The 18,006-nt window shown below is 50.9% G+C and carries 18 protein-coding genes; 1 reads left to right on the top strand and 17 read right to left on the bottom strand.

Annotation, left to right across the window (positions count from 1 at the left end):
• Positions 1-28 precede the first annotated feature (28 nt).
• The 6 genes from AC0YN4_RS12440 to nrdR form a co-directional block, all read right to left on the bottom strand.
• Entirely contained in the window at positions 29-1,144 is a 1,116-nt protein-coding gene (locus tag AC0YN4_RS12440; protein ID WP_475835907.1) for a hypothetical protein, read from the bottom strand.
• Positions 1,141-2,607, bottom strand: a complete 1,467-nt coding sequence (locus tag AC0YN4_RS12435; protein WP_475835906.1) for a sensor histidine kinase — start codon at positions 2,605-2,607, stop codon at positions 1,141-1,143. Before AC0YN4_RS12435 ends, AC0YN4_RS12440 begins: the two co-directional genes overlap by 4 nt.
• Entirely contained in the window at positions 2,608-3,303 is a 696-nt protein-coding gene (locus AC0YN4_RS12430; RefSeq protein ID WP_475781770.1) for a response regulator, read from the bottom strand. It lies immediately after the preceding gene.
• A 146-nt stretch (positions 3,304-3,449) separates the two neighbouring features.
• Entirely contained in the window at positions 3,450-3,713 is a 264-nt protein-coding gene (locus AC0YN4_RS12425; RefSeq protein WP_475781769.1) for a MerR family transcriptional regulator, read from the bottom strand.
• 33 nt (positions 3,714-3,746) lie between these two features.
• Positions 3,747-4,409, bottom strand: a complete 663-nt coding sequence (locus tag AC0YN4_RS12420) for a GOLPH3/VPS74 family protein (RefSeq protein ID WP_475781768.1) — start codon at positions 4,407-4,409, stop codon at positions 3,747-3,749.
• Positions 4,410-4,569: 160 nt separating this feature from the next.
• Positions 4,570-5,034, bottom strand: coding sequence for a transcriptional regulator NrdR (gene nrdR, locus AC0YN4_RS12415; protein ID WP_091214235.1), 465 nt, complete (start codon positions 5,032-5,034; stop codon positions 4,570-4,572).
• A gap of 136 nt (positions 5,035-5,170) precedes the next feature.
• On the opposite strand from nrdR, the gene AC0YN4_RS12410 reads away from it, so the two are divergent.
• A complete protein-coding gene (locus AC0YN4_RS12410; protein ID WP_090981608.1) occupies positions 5,171-5,380 on the top strand; it encodes an alpha/beta-type small acid-soluble spore protein in 210 nt (69 codons plus the stop codon).
• 55 nt (positions 5,381-5,435) lie between these two features.
• Here the strand turns inward: AC0YN4_RS12410 and AC0YN4_RS12405 are convergent, their stop codons facing one another.
• The 11 genes from AC0YN4_RS12405 to pstC form a co-directional block, all read right to left on the bottom strand.
• Positions 5,436-6,020 (bottom strand): lytic transglycosylase domain-containing protein, encoded by a 585-nt coding sequence (locus AC0YN4_RS12405; RefSeq protein ID WP_475781767.1) that lies wholly within the window; start codon positions 6,018-6,020, stop codon positions 5,436-5,438.
• Positions 6,017-6,616, bottom strand: a complete 600-nt coding sequence (gene coaE / locus AC0YN4_RS12400; protein ID WP_475781893.1) for a dephospho-CoA kinase — start codon at positions 6,614-6,616, stop codon at positions 6,017-6,019. Before coaE ends, AC0YN4_RS12405 begins: the two co-directional genes overlap by 4 nt.
• A 28-nt stretch (positions 6,617-6,644) precedes the next feature.
• Positions 6,645-7,382, bottom strand: a complete 738-nt coding sequence (locus tag AC0YN4_RS12395) for an MntP/YtaF family protein (RefSeq protein ID WP_475781766.1) — start codon at positions 7,380-7,382, stop codon at positions 6,645-6,647.
• A 97-nt stretch (positions 7,383-7,479) separates the two neighbouring features.
• Complete coding sequence (gene mutM / locus AC0YN4_RS12390; RefSeq protein WP_475781765.1) at positions 7,480-8,352, bottom strand: DNA-formamidopyrimidine glycosylase; 873 nt, start codon at positions 8,350-8,352, stop codon at positions 7,480-7,482.
• A 334-nt stretch (positions 8,353-8,686) separates the two neighbouring features.
• Positions 8,687-11,338: a DNA polymerase I gene (gene polA / locus AC0YN4_RS12385; protein ID WP_475781764.1), complete on the bottom strand. Its 2,652-nt coding sequence runs from the start codon at positions 11,336-11,338 to the stop codon at positions 8,687-8,689.
• Positions 11,339-11,804: 466 nt separating this feature from the next.
• Positions 11,805-12,977: an EAL domain-containing protein gene (locus tag AC0YN4_RS12380; RefSeq protein WP_475781763.1), complete on the bottom strand. Its 1,173-nt coding sequence runs from the start codon at positions 12,975-12,977 to the stop codon at positions 11,805-11,807.
• Positions 12,974-14,494, bottom strand: coding sequence for a GGDEF domain-containing protein (locus tag AC0YN4_RS12375; RefSeq protein ID WP_475835905.1), 1,521 nt, complete (start codon positions 14,492-14,494; stop codon positions 12,974-12,976). Before AC0YN4_RS12375 ends, AC0YN4_RS12380 begins: the two co-directional genes overlap by 4 nt.
• A gap of 155 nt (positions 14,495-14,649) precedes the next feature.
• Entirely contained in the window at positions 14,650-15,309 is a 660-nt protein-coding gene (phoU, locus tag AC0YN4_RS12370; RefSeq protein ID WP_475781761.1) for a phosphate signaling complex protein PhoU, read from the bottom strand.
• 22 nt (positions 15,310-15,331) lie between these two features.
• Positions 15,332-16,090, bottom strand: coding sequence for a phosphate ABC transporter ATP-binding protein PstB (gene pstB, locus AC0YN4_RS12365; protein WP_090981590.1), 759 nt, complete (start codon positions 16,088-16,090; stop codon positions 15,332-15,334).
• A 15-nt stretch (positions 16,091-16,105) separates the two neighbouring features.
• Complete coding sequence (pstA, locus tag AC0YN4_RS12360) at positions 16,106-16,993, bottom strand: phosphate ABC transporter permease PstA (protein ID WP_475835904.1); 888 nt, start codon at positions 16,991-16,993, stop codon at positions 16,106-16,108.
• A complete protein-coding gene (gene pstC, locus AC0YN4_RS12355) occupies positions 16,990-17,850 on the bottom strand; it encodes a phosphate ABC transporter permease subunit PstC (RefSeq protein WP_475836099.1) in 861 nt (286 codons plus the stop codon). The genes pstA and pstC overlap by 4 nt, the downstream gene beginning before the upstream one ends.
• Positions 17,851-18,006 lie beyond the last annotated feature (156 nt).

Here is an 18,006-nt window from a genome sequence, read left to right as displayed (position 1 = left end):
TGGGCAAGATGCTTCGTTAAACCCGTCCTCATTGAAATTGAATGATTAAAGGCCCGCTGTCTTGTGTTTCGATAGCAGGTGCTGCCTGCGTTGCAGATGTTTCATATGGCTTTCGTCCTTGTACGAGCAATCTGCTGCCATCCGGACTCCAGCCCATTTCTATGGGCACCAGACCCCGATAGATCGTCTGTTCTTGCAGCACGTTATTGCCTTGCAGCTTAGCTGCTTTGATGGCGACCTGATCTGTCGTGAACGCGATCCATTTGCGATCGCTCGACAGCGCGAAGCTGCCGACACGATCATGCAGCACGTTGATCTCAGCAGTACGCAGATCATACACAAACAGGGTGTCATCCGTTCCGACGAATGCTGTTTGTTCGTTACTCAGCCATGCCGGCCGCGTATCGTGGCTGATTCTGTGCTCATACCTTTGTTCAAAGTGATCGCCCTGCCACGAGCCAATCAGAAGTCCAGAATAACCATTCTCTTCCTTCATGATACAAACGTTCCGGCCATCACCCGATATCATAACCGATTGGATGCTGTAGGAACGATTCCAGTCCGGAATCGAATAATGCTTCTGCGTGCCAAGCTTCGTATCATAGACACCGATATAATCGCCGCTGTCATCTATACCAACATACGAAACATAGTTGTCCGTACCTGACCACATCAATCGCCCTGTCCCAAGTCTCGAGAACTGCACGGTCTGAACCAGCTTCTTCCGTTGATCCGTTAATAATGAGATGATCCATAGCGACAAGCCATCCCTCGTCGATGAATACCCTGAAACATAGCCGCCACCTGGTGATAGGCCATCGGCCTGAATCGAAGCATCGTCCGTAAGCATAGGCAGCTTCTCTGATTCTGAATAAGGCGGAGCAAAACGTTCATGCGCGAGCCCAATGGTAGAGACATGATCAACGGTTTGAGGGCCGCTCCATCCGTAGCTACTTTTCTCATTAGATAATGGGAGTCGGTAGATCGTCTTCACAACAAACGGCTGGCTGTCAGGTAAGCCAGCATCCTCTTCCCCCGAATCCGGAATAATGATCGTTTCGGATTTAAGATCACGCATACAGCCCGTCAACAGGACTGCCAACAGGATGAATGCACAGCCAATGGACATTATTCGTAAGTTCATTCCGTTGCATCCTCCTCTGTCAGGTGCTGCGGCAAATTCACATAAACAACCGTTTCCCCGTTCTTACTGATCATATCGATGCTTCCGTTCATCTCGTGGACAATGGACTGGGCTATGCTGAGACCGAGCCCCACGCTGCCCGCTTCCTTCTGCTTGCTGTCCCCAAGGAAGAACGGTTCGAAGATGCGAGCCAACTGGTCTGTGGGAATGGTCTCTCCTTGATTCACGATAGCAAGACGTATGAATCCTGAATCATCCAATACAGCGTTCATGCCAATTTCCGAATGCGCGGAGCTGTACTTAATCGCATTGTCGAGCAAGTTAATGATCAACTGGCGGAGCTTGTCCGGCTGTGCCAGCACAACCAGACCTTCCCCGGCCTCTACGGCAATCGTCTTCTTGTATCGCTGTGCCTTAAATGTCATGGCTTCGCACACATCGCGTAGTGTGATACCCACGTCCACGCGCACCCGCTCCTGCCAACCTTCCTTCTCTTGCGAAACTTCCAGCAGCGAAAGCACCATACCGTGCAGCCGCTGGCTCTCCTCGACAATATGATCCATGCCTTTGCGGAAGAAAGCCTTATCGTTTTCACCATTCTCTCGAATCAATTCCGCATAACCCATTATTGAAGTAAGGGGCGTCTTCAGCTCATGGGTCACCTTGTCGAAGAAATGCTTTCGCTGCATATTGACCGTTTCCAGCCGATCCCGATCGCGCCCGATTCGTTCGATTTGGCTGCTGATTCGTCCGATCATCGCGTTGAAGTTGCCGGCAAGCAAGCCGATTTCGTCTCTGCGCTTGATCGACAGCCGGATCGCTAAATTCCCGTTCTTCACCTCTTCAGACGCTTTGGCCATTTTGACCAATGGTATGGTGATATGTCTCGAGAGCAAATACGAGAACAAGAACGCAGCGGTGAAGATCGCGAGCGCAAAGTAGAAGATTGCATCCAATATGCGTCCGCTCTGCTCATAGAGCAGGTTAAAGGATTTGGCATATCGCAGAATACCGACCTTTACGCCGTCGATCATTACGGGATAGGCATAAACGACGGATGCCGTGCCCTTGTCATACGAAATCGTATAGGCTGTCACACCTCGCAAAGCTTGTTTGAGATCATCCGTAGATACACTTTTGAAAGCGACCGGATTCGTGGAGTGCAGCAGTACGCCGTCAACCGTATAGGCGCTCACTTCGCTTGAGGTTGCGTAATGCAAATCACTTGCGATCTCCTCGGCAATTTGACCGAAATAGAGATCATTGTTCGTAAAATGATTGATCAAGAAAGCCTGACGCACATAGCCGTTACTATTCTTCTTGAGTCCAATCAGATCCTCGGTAATAATATTGCGATTACTCGTTTGGATGATTTGGGAGACCGTCTGATTAATGAGCACGAACGCGAAGCAGAAAATAAGAAAGAAGCCGACAATGAATTTAGCGCGGATCGATCGGAACATCTACGTCGTCCCTTTCTCGAATTTATAGCCGATGCCGAATACGGTCGTTATGTATTCATTCGCGTCCAGCTTCTTCCGCAGCCGCTGAATATGGTTATCGACCGTTCTCGTTTCTCCCGCGTACTCATAACCCCATACCAATTCCAGCAGCTCCTCTCGCGAGAAGATCCGTCCTCGATTGCCGCACAGCTTGATAAGCAAATCGAATTCCTTCGGCGTCAGATCGATGAGTTCTTCGCCCTTGCGGACGATTCGTTCACTCTTGACGATTACGACATCGTGGAACCGAAGTGGCTGCTCCTCTTCTGCTTCCTCCACGCGATTCGCATTCGCTAGTCGCCGAAGAATAGTACGGATGCGTGCGATGACTTCTCGCAGATCGAACGGCTTCGTAATATAATCGTCGGCTCCGAATTCCAGGCCGAGGATTTTGTCCGTAATATCTGATTTTGCCGTGATCATCACGATTGGGATGTTGGAATCTGCCGTGACGCGTTTGCATAGTTCCAGGCCGCTCTGATCAGGCAGCATCCAATCCAGTAGAAGCAGATCAGGGTTGAATTGCTCAAGCGCCTCGATGCCTGCTGCTCCGTTTGAGGCAATCCTAGTCAGGAAACCTTCTCTCGTTAATCCATATGCGAGCAAATCGGCAATCGCCGTCTCGTCCTCGATGATGAGAATTTTCGTTTTATCCATACTTGAAAGCCTCCTCTCTCCACGTTCACCTTACTATAGATGTAACGCTTTATCATCCTTTCTGTCAAACGGACAGCCCGCGCAGCTTCCTTTCCACCATGATGACAAAATAAAAATGCACCCTAATGGGTGCACCGCACTATCCCTTACCTAACACGATAGCGTTCTATAATATCCTGAATCGTCATCCCGTCCCGCTCCTTGCATAAGACAATTTCCTCAAGCCGCTGCAGCGACTGTTCCCTGGGGTATCGTCTTACAAGGCCGACATCCAACTGCTCGAACGGCAGCAAGCCGATCTCTGCATAATACTTCAGCGTGCTGTATCGCATGCCGGATAATTGAACAAGCTCGCTTATCGTGACTAGCTCGGATGACATAATCTTCTCTAAGCTTCTGCGTCTGGACATGGCTCTCTCCTCACGTCACAACAGCACCCGCACCTATGATGAGGATGCTTCCATCTCTTCGAGGGCTCTGCGAATCAATTTGATGTTCTTCCATTCCTCATGCTGCGTTTCATGCAGCTCTGAGAGCTTTCTCTTCAGCTCGCTTTGCTCATAACCTGAGAAATAAACCTTTAGCTGCTGCGAGGTCTCCATCATCATGGCCAGCATGGCGGTTTCTTTGGTCACCGGTCCGTCCTCCAACAGTTCTGCCCGAAGTCGCTGAATAACGGGATCCTTGTGCTCGGGAGTGGTGACATAACGATGATAGGGGAACATGTAGAGGAATTTCCGCTTCTCCATCGCAAGCGCGCCTTCGTCAAACAATGATTTCGTCAAGGACCCAAACATCGTTTGGCGCAGCCTATACCTCATGTAGAAGTAATGGATCCAGCCCTTTAATTTCTTAGGCCTGCGAGCATTCGACAAGCTATCCTCCAGAGGAATGAAATTCAGGTAGGAGTTGTCAACAGCATGATCGGCTATGCGGAGGTACCCTTTAGCGTCCACAAGAACACGCTCATTCAGCATTAGCTCAATAATGGCTGCACCGACCACGTACACCTCCAAATTGGTTCGATTGAAAGTATGCTTCCGATGTTCCCGGATATCTGAGGCTACGATAGCAAATTGCTCTGTAAGGCCATATTCTCGGTTCACGGAAATCCCCTCCGTCAATTTACTTACTACTTACTACTTATTACTTAGAACATACCATATCATACCAACGTCGTACACTCCTATCTGCGGATTGGACATAAAAAAACCTGCAAACCACTACGATCGTGGTTGCAGGCTTCCGATGCTCGTCCAAGCTATCTTAATTCAAAGGATGCTTGTTCAGCAGGCTATTCAATTCCTTCATAAACATGTCAATATCCTTGAACTGGCGGTATACCGACGCGAATCGGACATAAGCCACTTCGTCCACCGGATACAGCTGTGACATGACGAGCTCGCCGATTTCACGGCTCTCCACCTCGGCTTGTGCCGTCGTGCGAAGCTCTTTCTCCGCCTCGGACACGATAATTTCCAGCTGATCCACGGAGACGGGACGTTTCTCGCATGCACGGATAAGACCGCGCAAAATTTTGTCGCGACTGAATTCTTCCCGGCTGCCGTCTTTCTTGATGACGATCAAGGGCGTTTCTTCCACCATCTCAAAGGTCGTGAACCGCCGCGTGCATTTCTCGCATTCACGGCGACGGCGTATCGATTTATTTTCGTTAGCGGGTCTGGAATCGAGCACTTTCGTCCCAGCATAATCGCAATACGGACATTTCATCGTCTAAAGCTCCTCCGTCTACATGCATAGTGAATACGAAATAACACGTTATTAATCGTTTCCCAATCGTTACCTGTAATGAAAAATGGTCTAACGCACATAATACAGTTACCAACCGCAAGGAGGTGAACGACAAATGGCCAACAACGGTAGCAGTCAACTCGTTGTACCACAAGCAGGTGCTGCATTAGACCAAATGAAATATGAGGTCGCACAAGAGCTGGGTATCTCCCTTCCATCCGATGGATACTACGGTAACATCACAACGAAGGATGCCGGTTCTATCGGGGGTAGTATTACCCGTAAACTAGTGCAAATCGCCGAACAATCTCTTGCAGGTCGATAATCGAAGATTGTAATCTCCAAGCTTTGGCTGGTTGCCTGTGGGCTGCCGGCCAAAGTTATTTGTTGCTTTCCAATAAGTCCGGATAAAGGGTCTTGTACTTATTATAATAATAAATGACCCGCTGTATATAGTGCCTTGTTTCCCCGAAAGGCACCTGATCCACCGTTTCCAGCTTACCGTCCCAAGTTCCGTCCGCAAGCCACCTTCTCACGTTGCCGGGTCCTGCATTGTATGCAGCGATCACAGTATACATATTGCCATCGAACTGTTGATTTAATGCATTCAAATACCAAGCCCCGATTTCAATGCTTACATCTGCTCGATTGGAGATCGCTTCGGTTGATATTTTGCCAAAGCCGCCCTTCTGAATAATCCAGTTTGCTGTGTCCGGCATCAGCTGCATAACGCCTATAGCGCCTTTACGCGATACAACCCCAGTCTTATAATTGGTTTCTACTCTAATGATGGCGGCCACCAAATGTGGTTCAAGCTTATAATTATCCGCACTGATTACGATATCCTCCCGGAAGTGGACAGGATACATCCAGTGGCTCATCCACTCCGAACGAACAAACAGCAGTACGACAAAAGCTAACGTAATAATTAGAATGACTCTTCTTCGAAGTTTTCTCATCGTCATAGCTGCAATCCCTGCCCACGCCAAAACTGTTCCACTTGCTGCGCCGTTTCGGCTATCGTTCCACTGTTGTCAATGACGATATCCGCAAGCCGTCGTTTCTCTTCAATATCCATCTGCAGCGCCGTGCGCTCCTCAGCCTGTTCCCTCGTCAGCGAATTACGCTGCATCAGCCGTTCGATCTGAATCTCCTTCGGTACATATACGACCATCACAGCCTCATACAGCGATGCTTGTCCGGTTTCATATAATAAAGGGATATCCGCTACAATTAACTGATTCGAATCTTCCGCCGCATAGGCGTTGATTCGCTCCCACATTCGTCCTCGAATCGCAGGATGCAGAATGCCTTCGAGCTTCGTCAACCGTTCGCGATTGCCGAATACCAGCTTGCCGACCTCAGCTCGATTCATCGTGCCGTCTTCGTTCAAGACCGCTTGTCCGAATTCAGCAACAATCGCTGCCAGCGCAGGCTCGCCGGGGAGTACGACCTCCCTGGCAACCTGGTCGGCATCGATTAGCTTGGCGCCATGCGATACAAGCATGGCGCTGACGGTGCTTTTTCCACAAGCGATGCCGCCGGTTAATCCCAGTATCACTACGTTCACCTCAAGTTCTGTCCTTCACCTACATTAAACGCATAGCGCCCATTACAATCAGCATAATACCAGGCAGCACCGACAATGCACGCATGCCGCGCCAAGCTGCGAATCGGAAACCTAGCCGCATACCCGCAAGCAGGAAGACCCCGCTCGCCCCGGAAATGACCACCGCAGTCAATAGTGGATTGAAACCAACCATCGCTGCACCAAGGCCCGCTCCGAAGCTGTCGAGCGACAATGCGAATCCGAGAAGCACGGCCTCTGATGCCGAAATAATACCGGATCGATCCACGTCCGCCATTTGCGGCGTCCGCAGGATTTGAATCACAATGCCTAATCGCTTCAATTCCAGGATCACGATCGTGGATGCCGCCATCCGAATGTTGCCTGCCGCCATAACAGCGCCGGGACCATTATTCTCAGCGGAGGCGGATGATCCGGAGGCAGTTGCAGTGGATTCCTCGGAATCCGCCTCCGAGTCCCCTTCCGTTCTGCGCTTCCAATACTGGATGAGCGCCCATACGCCAATCAGCATCAGCAGGATTGCACCAATCCATTTGGCCACATCCGGCGACATATAACCGGTAAACAGCGCACCAATTTGCATGGACAGCCAAACAACTAATCCGGAACAAAAGGCGATAATGGCAATCGATGGCACCGGAATTCGGATGCGCCGAAGTCCGTACGTAACGCCAACGCCGAATCCATCCAAGCTAACGGCAAAAGCAAGCAGCAGCAATGATGCAGCATGAATGAGCAACTTGATGTCCCTCCCATGATGACGATAGCGCAGGTTCTGTGCACTCGCCTAGAAAACATGAATGGTACATCATATGCATGCCGCCCAGAGTCGTTCCTTATTTAGACAATGGCTTGACTACCTCACCGTTGCCCCGCTTCTTCGGAAGCGGCTGACATTTGAGGCATATATGCGTGCCTCTGCCGCCAACGACGGTCTTATCTATGCTTGCACCGCATTTGCGGCAAGGCTCGTTCTTGCGGCCGTAGATGAGCAGCTCATGCTGGAACATCCCCATTTCACCTTGGCCGTTCACATAGGACTTAATCGATGATCCGCCTGCATCTACCGCACGCGATAATGTCGCTCGAATCGCTTCATGAAGCTTCGTCCACTCGGCCGGCTTGATGGAATCCGCTGTCCGCTCGGGGTGAATGCCGGCCGTGAAGAGCGCCTCGTCCACATAAATATTGCCCAGCCCAACGATATATTCCTGGTTCAGCAGGAGCGGCTTGATCTTGGTCGTACGATGAGCCACTTCCTTCTTGAAAGCCTGCAGCGTAAATCCCTCATCAAGCGGTTCGATGCCCAGCTTGTTCAGTGGGGGAAGGGTTAAATCTTCACCCGGCGCAAACAGATGCATCGTGCCGAATTGGCGTACGTCTTTATAGCGCAGCTCCGTACCGTCTTCGAAATGAAAACGAACATGCGTGTGAAGTTCCACGGGTTCATCTGCTTCATAGACACCGTAACGGCCTTCCATACGAAGATGGGAGACCAGCACAAGGCCATCTAGCAGAATGCGCAGAAATTTCCCGCGGCGCTCTATGGACTCGATGGTATGACCCGCAAGTGCAGCAGCGAAGATCTCCGGCTCATGCGGTCGTTGTATAATACGCGGAAGCGACACGGTTACCCGCTCGATCCGCTTCCCCTTAATTAACTCGTTCAGCGTTCGCCGAACGGTTTCAACCTCCGGTAGTTCCGGCATTACATCGTTCCCTCCCAAGCCATGGTTCAGACCTCATTATACCTCAGCAAGGCCAAATCTCCTAGCCAAAAGCCTTCTTCCCTATAAGCCCCGCACCGAAAACTGCTTATAGTGAGTATGACTGCCAAATAAACTTGAGAATCCGACTTGTCCGTATAAGTACGGCCCATCCGTATCCTCAACTTGCAGCACTTTCTGTCCGCCGATAACGATGCTAAATTGAATGCCGAGAATAGCCAATTTGTAATGAAGAAAAAGCTCTAGAACGCCCCGCCGGCAATGTGCAGGGAGCGTACTAAAGCTTTCTCGATTTCAATGCTATTGTTGTAAATTTCTACTTCGCTTCATACCAGTTATCCCCGAAGCTGACGTCTGCTTTAAGCGGCACATCCAGCTTCAGCGCACCCTCCATGACCTCCGGTACAAGTGTCTTCATCAGCTCCAGCTCCTCGGCCGGCACTTCGAAGACGAGCTCATCGTGTACCTGCAGCAGCATGCGGCTGCGGAGACCGCGATCACGCAGCTCCTTATCCATGTTCACCATCGCCAGCTTGATGATGTCCGCCGCCGTACCTTGAATCGGCGTATTCATCGCTGTCCGTTCAGCGAATGAACGAAGGTTGAAATTCGATGCTTTGATTTCCGGCAAATAGCGGCGGCGCTCAAGCAGCGTCGTCACGAAACCATCCGTGCGGGCTTGAGCTACGATATTGTCCATGTAAGCCCGAACCCCTTGGAACACTTCAAAATATTGCTCGATAAACTTCGCTGCATCCTTGCGCGCGATGTTTAAGTTGTTCGATAGACCAAAGTCGCTGATGCCGTACACGATTCCGAAGTTAACCGCTTTGGCCTGACGGCGCATATTCGCATCGACTTGATCCGCAGTGACGCCGAAGACGTCCATCGCCGTCTTGGTGTGAATATCGGTATCCTCGATAAAAGCAGTCTTCATCTTCTCGTCCCCGGAAATATGCGCAAGTACCCGCAGCTCGATCTGCGAATAGTCGGCTGCGAGAATCGTCCAACCCGGCTCTGAAGGCACGAAAGCTTTGCGAATGCGGCGCCCTTCCTCTAAGCGAATCGGAATGTTCTGCAGATTCGGGAATTGGCTCGACAGTCGGCCGGTTGCAGCGATCGTCTGACGGTAGAAGGTATGCACCTTGCCCGTGTCGCGGCGAATCTCCTTAAGCAGACCTTCTACGTAAGTAGACTGCAGCTTCGCCAGCTGGCGATAAAGCAGAATGAGCTTCACGATTTCGTGGTAAGGCTCGAGCTTCTCCAGTACTTCTGCATCGGTCGAATAACCTGTTTTCGTTTTCTTCCATGCGGGAAGGCCCAGCTTCTCGAAGAGCACCTCTCCCAGCTGCTTCGGCGAGTTAATGTTGAACTCCATTCCGGCATGCATGTAGATATCGCTCATGTATTGCGAGATGTTCTTCTCCAGCTCTGCGCCAAGATCCTCAAGCACCGAAGCATTGACCTTGATGCCCTGCTTCTCCATACCTGCGAGCACGACAGCCAGCGGCTGCTCCAGCTCATAACAAAGCTTGCTCATGTGACCGGTTTCCAGCTCTTCGGTCAGCATCGGAACGAGTCTGCGGACGGCATCTGCTTTGGCAGCCAAATGGGCAGCCAGCACCTCTGAGGCCGGCACTTGGAACTTCGCGCCTTTTCCATAAACGGATTCATCCGTTTGAATGGCTGCCAGTCCATGACGCTGAATGAGCGCCGCTAACGTTTGGCTCGATTCGGTTGGATCCAGCAGATACGCTGCAAGCAGCGCATCGAAGGTCGTCCCGCACAGTTCAATACCAAGCCAAGACAGGACAAGCTCTGCCTTGTGCAGATCGTAGCCCTTCTTAGGCGCTTGCTCATCCTGGAGCCATTGGCGCACAGGAGCCGATATTCTCGCATCCATCAGCTCATCGTAAGTCACGACGACGACGCGTTCGCCGCTCGTCACAGCAAGTCCGATGAATCTGGCTTGATGCGGATTGTCGCCAATCGCTTCAATGTAGAAGCTCTCTGAGGTCGCGAGTATCTCCGACAACGCTCCGGCTGTCAACTCGCTCGCAGTTACAACCTCATAGTTAGCTTCTGCGAGTACAACCGTACCTCCCGCTTCCGGAAGCTGCAGCCGCTCAATCAGCGACTTGAACTCCAGCTTGCGGAACATGTCCCCAAGCGCGACTTCATCATAGCCGCTGTATACCAGCTCGTCCGCTTTGTTCTCAAGCGGCACTTCGCGATAGATCGTAGCGAGCTTCTTGCTCATAATGGCACTTTCCTGATGCTCTTCAACCTTTTCCTTCATCTTGCCTTTTATTTCGCTCGTATTGGCAAGTACGCCTTCCACGCTGCCGAACTCGTGCAGCAGCTTCAGCGCCGTTTTCTCCCCGACGCCCGGAATGCCCGGGATATTATCGGATGTATCGCCCATCAGACCCTTAAGGTCGATAATTTGCAGCGGCGTTAGACCGTAACGTTCTTGGATGCCGGACGGATTATAGCGCTCTACGTCCGTGACCCCTTTGCGCGTGAGCGCAATCGTGACATGATCGGAAGCCAGCTGCAGCATATCCTTGTCGCCGGATACGACTACCGTTTCAATGCCGCCCTCATCCGCCAATCGGCTGAGTGTCCCGATAATATCATCGGCCTCATACCCCGGCAGCTCGTATTGCGCAATTCCGAATGAGCGCAGCAGCTCTTTGAGCACAGGGAATTGCTCTGACAGCTCGGACGGTGTTTTCTCCCGACCGCCTTTATATTCCGCATAGCCTTCATGACGGAACGTGATCTTGCCCGCATCGAAGGCAACCAGCATATGCGTCGGCTTCTCTTCCTCCAGCAGTTTGAGCAGCATAGTTGTAAAACCGTACACCGCATTCGTATGCAGCCCCGACGAATTCGTAAGCGGCGGCATCGCGAAGAATGCTCTATAAATGATACTGTTACCATCAATCAATACCCATTTATCCATCCGACAAGCACACCTCACCTTATTATTCCTAGTGCTTATCATAGCATAAAGCGAACACACTTTCCCAGGCAGATTGCTGTGTGAAACCAAGTTTCAAATCATCATTCTGCCTCGGCACAGATTGCTGTGCGAAACCAAGTTTGTCGTCATCATTCTGCCTCGGCAGAGAATGCTGCGATGGCTCCACTAAATTAAAAGGTGGCATAAGGTTTCCCCTATGCCACCCTCTAACATTTTCGAATCCCTATTCCGCCATTATCTAACGAACCGTACAGGTCTTATTTCGCTCAAACTCTCGGCTCCTAGAATCTAACGAACTCCATAGGTCTTATTTGAGGTAGAGCGGCTCCAAACCACCTCAAAACCTTTAAATAAGACCTCTCTGATTCGTTAGAATTATTTTGGTGGCCAGTTGGGGACGAATGAAGCTCATTTTACGCGATACTCCCCCATTCCCATCATTAGGTTATGCAATAGAAGGCTGCGGTCTGCCAAGCAGGTACCCTTGCGCGTAGTGAACGCCAATGGACTTGATATATTGAAGCTCGCTCTCTTCCTCGATTCCTTCCGCAACCAGCGAGATGCCCATTTTGGCAGCCAGCTCCGTAAACGTTTGGACCAAATGGGCCTTCATGCCGTCCTGATGGATGCCATGAATAAGTGAGCGATCGATCTTGATATAATCCGGCTCCAGCTCTACGATGGACTGCAGCGACGAATAACCCGCCCCCGCATCGTCGATGGCAATCTGATAGCCTTGGGTACGGTAATGCTGCAGAATCTTCTTCGCCGCACCAAAATCCTCAATGGAGCTGCGCTCCGTAATTTCGAACACAACATGATGCGGAGACAGCCCATACTTCTCCAGCAGCAGCATGGTGCGCCCTGTTGTGAAGGAGGGGTCATTCATAATCTTAGCGGTAATATTGATGAATAGCTTCTGCCCGGCAGACAATCCTGCACTTCCTTCGATTGCACGCTCCCGAGCCAGTAGATCTAATGAGTAAGTCAACCCCTCCTCGGAGGCAAAATCAAACAGCTGCAGCGGTCCGTCAAACCAGCGTTTATCGGGTAAGCGAGAAAGCGCCTCATATCCGTATGCAGCCTCGGTCCCGCATTGCAGCGAGATAATCGGCTGATAGACCGGATGAATGAGCCGCTCCATGAGAATTTGCTCCAGCGCTCTGCGCTTCAAGCTGCGCTCCGTCGCGCCGGTTGGCTGTCCGTGGATAATCGCGCGTTTAATGCCATCATACAGCCGCTCCTCCTCTGACACGATGCCGCCATTCAAGAAGGAAACACCTGCATGGAGCTTTAGCTCCGGAATCGCACCGCCGAACTCAGCGGCCATAAACCGCTCTTCCCAGTCGAGCTTCAATCTGCTGCCTATCGTTAGCAGTTCCTCTTCCGGTGAACCGAACCGCGTAGGAGGGAGAGAAAGGCATACGAACAGATCATCGAGCAGCCATAGCTTCGAAAGTCCGGTTGTACTGACCGAATCTTGCTCCGTCATGACTTGTTCGGCGAAACACCGCCACTTTGCATCCAGCTTCACCTTTACGTCTTCTAGCTCGATCGCTTTGCCCTGCCAAGCAAAATATATAATGCCCATCTGATTGGTTTCTCTAGTTACTGTCACGTCATTCCCTCTCCCAGCTGCTCTCCGAATACATCGCTGGCAACATAGGCACTGCCGCGAATCCTTTTCGCCTGCTTCTTTACCCGCGCTGCCGCTTGTGAAATTATTGCTGTAGTTAATGGAATGGCCCCATTCCAGCTGAGAAGCGACAACGATAACGTGACGCCCTCTTGCTGCACCGCCACCCCGCTCCGGTCAACAACGCTCGGTACATGAGCAGTCCCATAATAAGATTTAACGCCGCTATCGAACCTTGCAAGCAGCAGACGACACAGCTTCTCCGACTCCAATCGATCAGTCAGCATGATGAAATCATCCCCGCCGATATGGCCGATAAAATCATCCCGTTTCCCGCCAACCTGCGCAACCTCTTGAAGTACGGACGCGAGAAACCGAATCAGCGCATCCCCTTGGCTGAACCCGAAGCAATCGTTAAACCATTTGAAATAATCCAAATCCGCATAAATAATCGTGAACGGTCTGCCCGCATCGATCCGTCGCTGCATTTCGCGCTGAATAGACGCATTGCCCGGCAGTCCCGTAAGCGGGTTCGCAGTCCGCGCTTCCTCGGTTCGCAGCTGTGTCATGCACTCCAGAATCGAGCGCACCGAAGCTGCCCCAACAAATTTGTCGCCGCGCGTAATAAGGACAAGATGATAGAGACGGGAGATATCCCTTGCCATTGCAAGTTGCACAACTTGCTCCACAGGCAGCTCTGCATCCACTACAAGCGCTTCCTTGTCCATAATTCTGGCAATCGCTCTATTCCAATAGAGCGGCAGACCAAACTGCCCTGCCAGCAGCTGATTCATATTTTCTTTCATCACAAGCCCGATCGGCCGGCCTTCTTGCACAACAACCGCACCTTGAATATGAGGATTGGATTCGAACATCCGAGAAAGGTCGGAAACGAGCGAACCCGGCGCAAATATAGGCACCGACTTAGCTAATGACCCGATCGTCACATACGATGGGATACTGCTAAAGTAAGTTTCCTGCTGTTGCTGTTGCTGCTGTTGCTGTTGCTCCTGCTCCTGCTCCTGCTGCTCATCCCGCTCCCCCGACCTGAAGCGGATCACCATCTCGTAGGCTTCCTTAATGGCTTCATACATACTAGCTTCAATGGAGCGGCCGTTCACCGCTGAAGGATAAGAAACAGCATGTCCTACTGCAAAATCCGGTTTCCCATCCAGCTCTTTCATATTCACGATCCGGTTTGCCTCGAAGGCTTTACATAATTTCATCTTCAACTCATTGATCCCGACTTGAAGCCTTAACTCCAGCTCCTTTGGTGCCTCCAAGCCGCAAGCTAAGAAATAAAACCGGTCGTCCCCCATCGTACTGTGCCAAATAAGCCCATCCTGTTCCATCACCCATTCATCCAAAACCAAGGCAACCGAGACAGGAGTACCCTGAAGCAGCTGCAAGGCAATCACACCAATGCCACCCTGATGCCAATTTTCCTGTAAACGATGCAGCATTGTTTTGTCTAATAATCCATAGCTGATTTCGTTCATATGAATCCCTCTTAGGCGTGAGTCTTTTTGACTATCCCTTATGTACCATTGTAGGAATAAAGTGTGATGGAAGTATTGTCCTATTGTTAACTGCACGTAAAAAAACCGCTGCCACGCCTTATGCGCAGCACCGGTTTTACCAAACTATTACAGATTTACATATTTAAATCCGGACGTTTGCCTGTCACGAGAAATACAACGCTTTCGCCGATATTCGTGGCATGATCGGCGATCCGCTCAATATAGCGGCCTACGAAGCTGATCAAGCTGCCTTGCGAGATGGTCTTCGGATTCTCAATCATGACGGCGAACAAATCACGGATAACTTCCGCGAACAGTGCATCCACTTGATCGTCGTCCTTTGCCATCTTGCAGGCGAGATTCACATTTTCCTGTACGTAGGATTGGATCGATTCGCGGATCATTTGACCGGCAATCTCAGCCATACGGGGCAGATCAACCAAAGGCTTCATGAGCGTCTGTCCTTCAAGACGTACAACGACCTTCGCGATATCGACGGTAAGATCGCCCATTCGCTCCAGATCAGCAGCCATCTTGAAGGCGATCAGAACGCGTCGCAAATCCTTCGCCACCGGTTGCTGCGTAGCAATCATACGAGCGCCGATCTCGTCAATGCTCTCTTCCAGCTGATTAAGCTTAATGTCCTCCGCAATAATGATTCGTGCCGCATCGACATCCACTTCCTCGAGCGCCTTCATCGCGCTGGCCAGTCCCAATTCGACGCGGTTCCCCATCTCAATCAGCTTCTGTCTCAGAAGCGCCAATCCCTCGTCCAGCTCTTTACGCTTGATCATCTTCGTCGCCTCCTGTGATGGATTACCCGAAACGTCCCGATATGTAATCATCGGTAGCTTTCTCGGACGGATTCGTGAAGATTTTGTCCGTTTGATCATACTCCACGACTTTGCCCATATAGAAGAACGCTGTCTTATCTGACACCCTTGCTGCTTGATGCATATTGTGAGTAACGATGACGATGCTGAAATCCTGCTTGAGCTCCGAAATCAATTCCTCTACCTTCGCAGTCGATACCGGATCGAGTGCTGATGCAGGCTCATCCATCAAGATGACTTTCGGTTTAACGGCAATCGAACGAGCGATACATAGACGCTGCTGTTGGCCGCCTGAAAGTGCAAGCGCTGAATTGTGAAGTCGATCTTTCGTTTCATCCCACAGAGCCGCTTTACGCAGGCAATCCTCAACGATTTCGTCTAGCTGCTTCTTGTTTCTCACCCCATGGTAACGCGGTCCGAACGCGATATTCTCATAGATGGACTTATGAAACGGGTTCGGGCGCTGCCAAACCATACCGATTTTCTGGCGCAGCAGAACAACATCGACACCGGCTTCATTCACATTCTCGCCGTCCATCCAGATCTCTCCGGACGTACGTACACCATCAATTGTATCATTCATTCGGTTCAAGCTGCGCAGAAATGTGGATTTACCGCAACCTGAAGGTCCGATTAATGCCGTTACTTCGCGCGGGGCGAATGCGAGCGATACGCCCTTGATTGCTTCCTTCTCTCCGTAGAATACACGAAGATCCTTGGCTACCAATCCTTCTGTTTGCATGTTCGTCACCCTTCCCTATTTGGTTGCTGTAAATCTACGATGCAAGTATCTGCCAAACCATCGTGCGGAGAAGTTGAACAATAGAACCATTAAGAGCAAGACAGCAGATGCACCAGCAGCAATTTCTGCTGCATCCGGAGCCAAGCCTTCACTGTTAATTTTCCAAATATGCACCGCCAGCGTCTCAGCCGGACGGAACGGATTCAGCGGCGAGAATGGGCTCAGCGGATTCCAATTGGTGAAATCCAGGCGCGGCGAGCTCATGCCGGCTGTGAAGAGCAGCGCAGCTGCTTCGCCGAATACACGGCCCGAAGCAAGAATCGTACCTGTTACAATCGTGGGCATTGCGATCGGAAGCATGACGGATGTGATCGTCTTCCAACGCGACAATCCAAGCGCCAAGCTGGCTTCCTTCTGCTCACGCGGTACGCCGCTGAGCGATTGCTCTGTAATCCGAACCATAAGCGGCAAGTTGAACACGGTCAGTGCTAATGCGCCGGAGAATAGGGAGAACCCGAAACCGAACAAGTTAACGATAACTAGAAGACCAAACAGACCAACTACGATGGACGGGAAGGACGAGAGCACCTCGACAACCAACCGAATGAAATCCGTCAGACGGCCCGGTTTCGCATACTCACTCATATAAATCCCGGCGCCAAGTCCGAGTGGAATCGTAATGATAAGTGTCAATACAAGCAAGAACAAGGAATTGAAGAGCTGTGGTCCAATGCCGCCTCCGGCCTTAATCGTTTGTGGTGCGGAGGTCAAGAAATGAAAGCTGATATGTCCTACTCCGCGGAAGAGGATAAAACCGAGCAATCCCGCCAAAATAAGAACGATAAGTGAAGCTACGGCGATAATAACACCTGTGGCGATACGATCTGCGGTTTTGGCGTTCATCGTTGGTTTCTCCTTTCCAAGAAGCGGACTATGAATACAAATACAAAGGTCATGCTGAGCAGTATAAGGGCGAGCGACCACAACACATTGTTGTGCGTAGAGCCCATAACCGTGTTACCCATATCGAGTGTAATGACACTCGTCAGCGTCGATGCTGATTCAAACAACGAATGCGGGATATGCGGCGAGTTACCGATGACCATTTGTACAGCCAATGCTTCGCCGAAGGCACGGGACATCCCAAGAACAACCCCCGTTAAGAGCGCTGGCAACGTAGTAGGAAGAACAGTCCGGTAAATCGTCTGCCAGCGAGTAGCACCAAGCGCGAAGGAAGCTTCCTTCAAACCGCGAGGCAATGCAGCCAGTGCATCCGTAGCAATCGTTGTTACCGTTGGCAAAATCATGAGCGAGAGCACGATGGCTCCCGCCGCAATTCCGATACCTTGGCCCGGGAATAACGCCCGGAGCGCGGGTACAACAATACTAAGACCAACAAATCCGAAAACAACCGATGGAATACCAGCGAGCAGCTCAATAACCGGCTGCAGCACTTTTTTACCGAGACCAGGCATAATTTGGGTCATGAACACGGCTGCGCAGATACCAAGAGGTGCTGCGAGCAAGGCCGCAAGAATAGAAGTACTGAATGATCCGAAGATGAATGGCAGTGCGCCATAAAGCGGAATATCACCTTCCGGATCCCATTTCAAGCCGCTAAGCAGCCCGCCGAGGCTAACGCCATCCATAATAAACGTAGTCAAACCACGGGAAGAAACGAAATAGACAATAGCAGCGATCGTGATGACGAGGACTAGAATACAAAGCGCTGTATAAACTTTACCTACCCATTCCTCCATGACATGCGGTTTCACGAATGTTCTAGTTGTCTTCCCCGTTTGAATCCGTTTCTTATTTGTACGAGCGGGCTGCTCCATGAATCTTCTCTCCTTCAACTAACATTCTCATGACAGGCAAGTAGAGGCGGAGTGTATCCACCTCTAATGACTGTGCTA

This window comes from Paenibacillus sp. J22R3 (genome assembly GCF_056269305.1).
Note: the sequence above shows the minus strand (reverse complement) of the source record. Positions and strands in the feature narration are given on the sequence as shown.

What these genes read in the sequence shown, in the direction of transcription:
- AC0YN4_RS12440 (WP_475835907.1), bottom strand. Translation starts at nt 1,144, where the DNA reads ATGAACTTACGAATAATGTCCATTGGCTGTGCATTCATCCTGTTGGCA.
- AC0YN4_RS12435 (WP_475835906.1), bottom strand. Translation starts at nt 2,607, where the DNA reads ATGTTCCGATCGATCCGCGCTAAATTCATTGTCGGCTTCTTTCTTATT.
- AC0YN4_RS12430 (WP_475781770.1), bottom strand. Translation starts at nt 3,303, where the DNA reads ATGGATAAAACGAAAATTCTCATCATCGAGGACGAGACGGCGATTGCC.
- AC0YN4_RS12425 (WP_475781769.1), bottom strand. Translation starts at nt 3,713, where the DNA reads ATGTCCAGACGCAGAAGCTTAGAGAAGATTATGTCATCCGAGCTAGTC.
- nrdR (WP_091214235.1), bottom strand. Translation starts at nt 5,034, where the DNA reads ATGAAATGTCCGTATTGCGATTATGCTGGGACGAAAGTGCTCGATTCC.
- AC0YN4_RS12410 (WP_090981608.1), top strand. Translation starts at nt 5,171, where the DNA reads ATGGCCAACAACGGTAGCAGTCAACTCGTTGTACCACAAGCAGGTGCT.
- AC0YN4_RS12405 (WP_475781767.1), bottom strand. Translation starts at nt 6,020, where the DNA reads ATGACGATGAGAAAACTTCGAAGAAGAGTCATTCTAATTATTACGTTA.
- mutM (WP_475781765.1), bottom strand. Translation starts at nt 8,352, where the DNA reads ATGCCGGAACTACCGGAGGTTGAAACCGTTCGGCGAACGCTGAACGAG.
- polA (WP_475781764.1), bottom strand. Translation starts at nt 11,338, where the DNA reads ATGGATAAATGGGTATTGATTGATGGTAACAGTATCATTTATAGAGCA.
- AC0YN4_RS12375 (WP_475835905.1), bottom strand. Translation starts at nt 14,494, where the DNA reads ATGAACGAAATCAGCTATGGATTATTAGACAAAACAATGCTGCATCGT.
- phoU (WP_475781761.1), bottom strand. Translation starts at nt 15,309, where the DNA reads ATGATCAAGCGTAAAGAGCTGGACGAGGGATTGGCGCTTCTGAGACAG.
- pstB (WP_090981590.1), bottom strand. Translation starts at nt 16,090, where the DNA reads ATGCAAACAGAAGGATTGGTAGCCAAGGATCTTCGTGTATTCTACGGA.
- pstA (WP_475835904.1), bottom strand. Translation starts at nt 16,993, where the DNA reads ATGAACGCCAAAACCGCAGATCGTATCGCCACAGGTGTTATTATCGCC.
- pstC (WP_475836099.1), bottom strand. Translation starts at nt 17,850, where the DNA reads ATGGAGGAATGGGTAGGTAAAGTTTATACAGCGCTTTGTATTCTAGTC.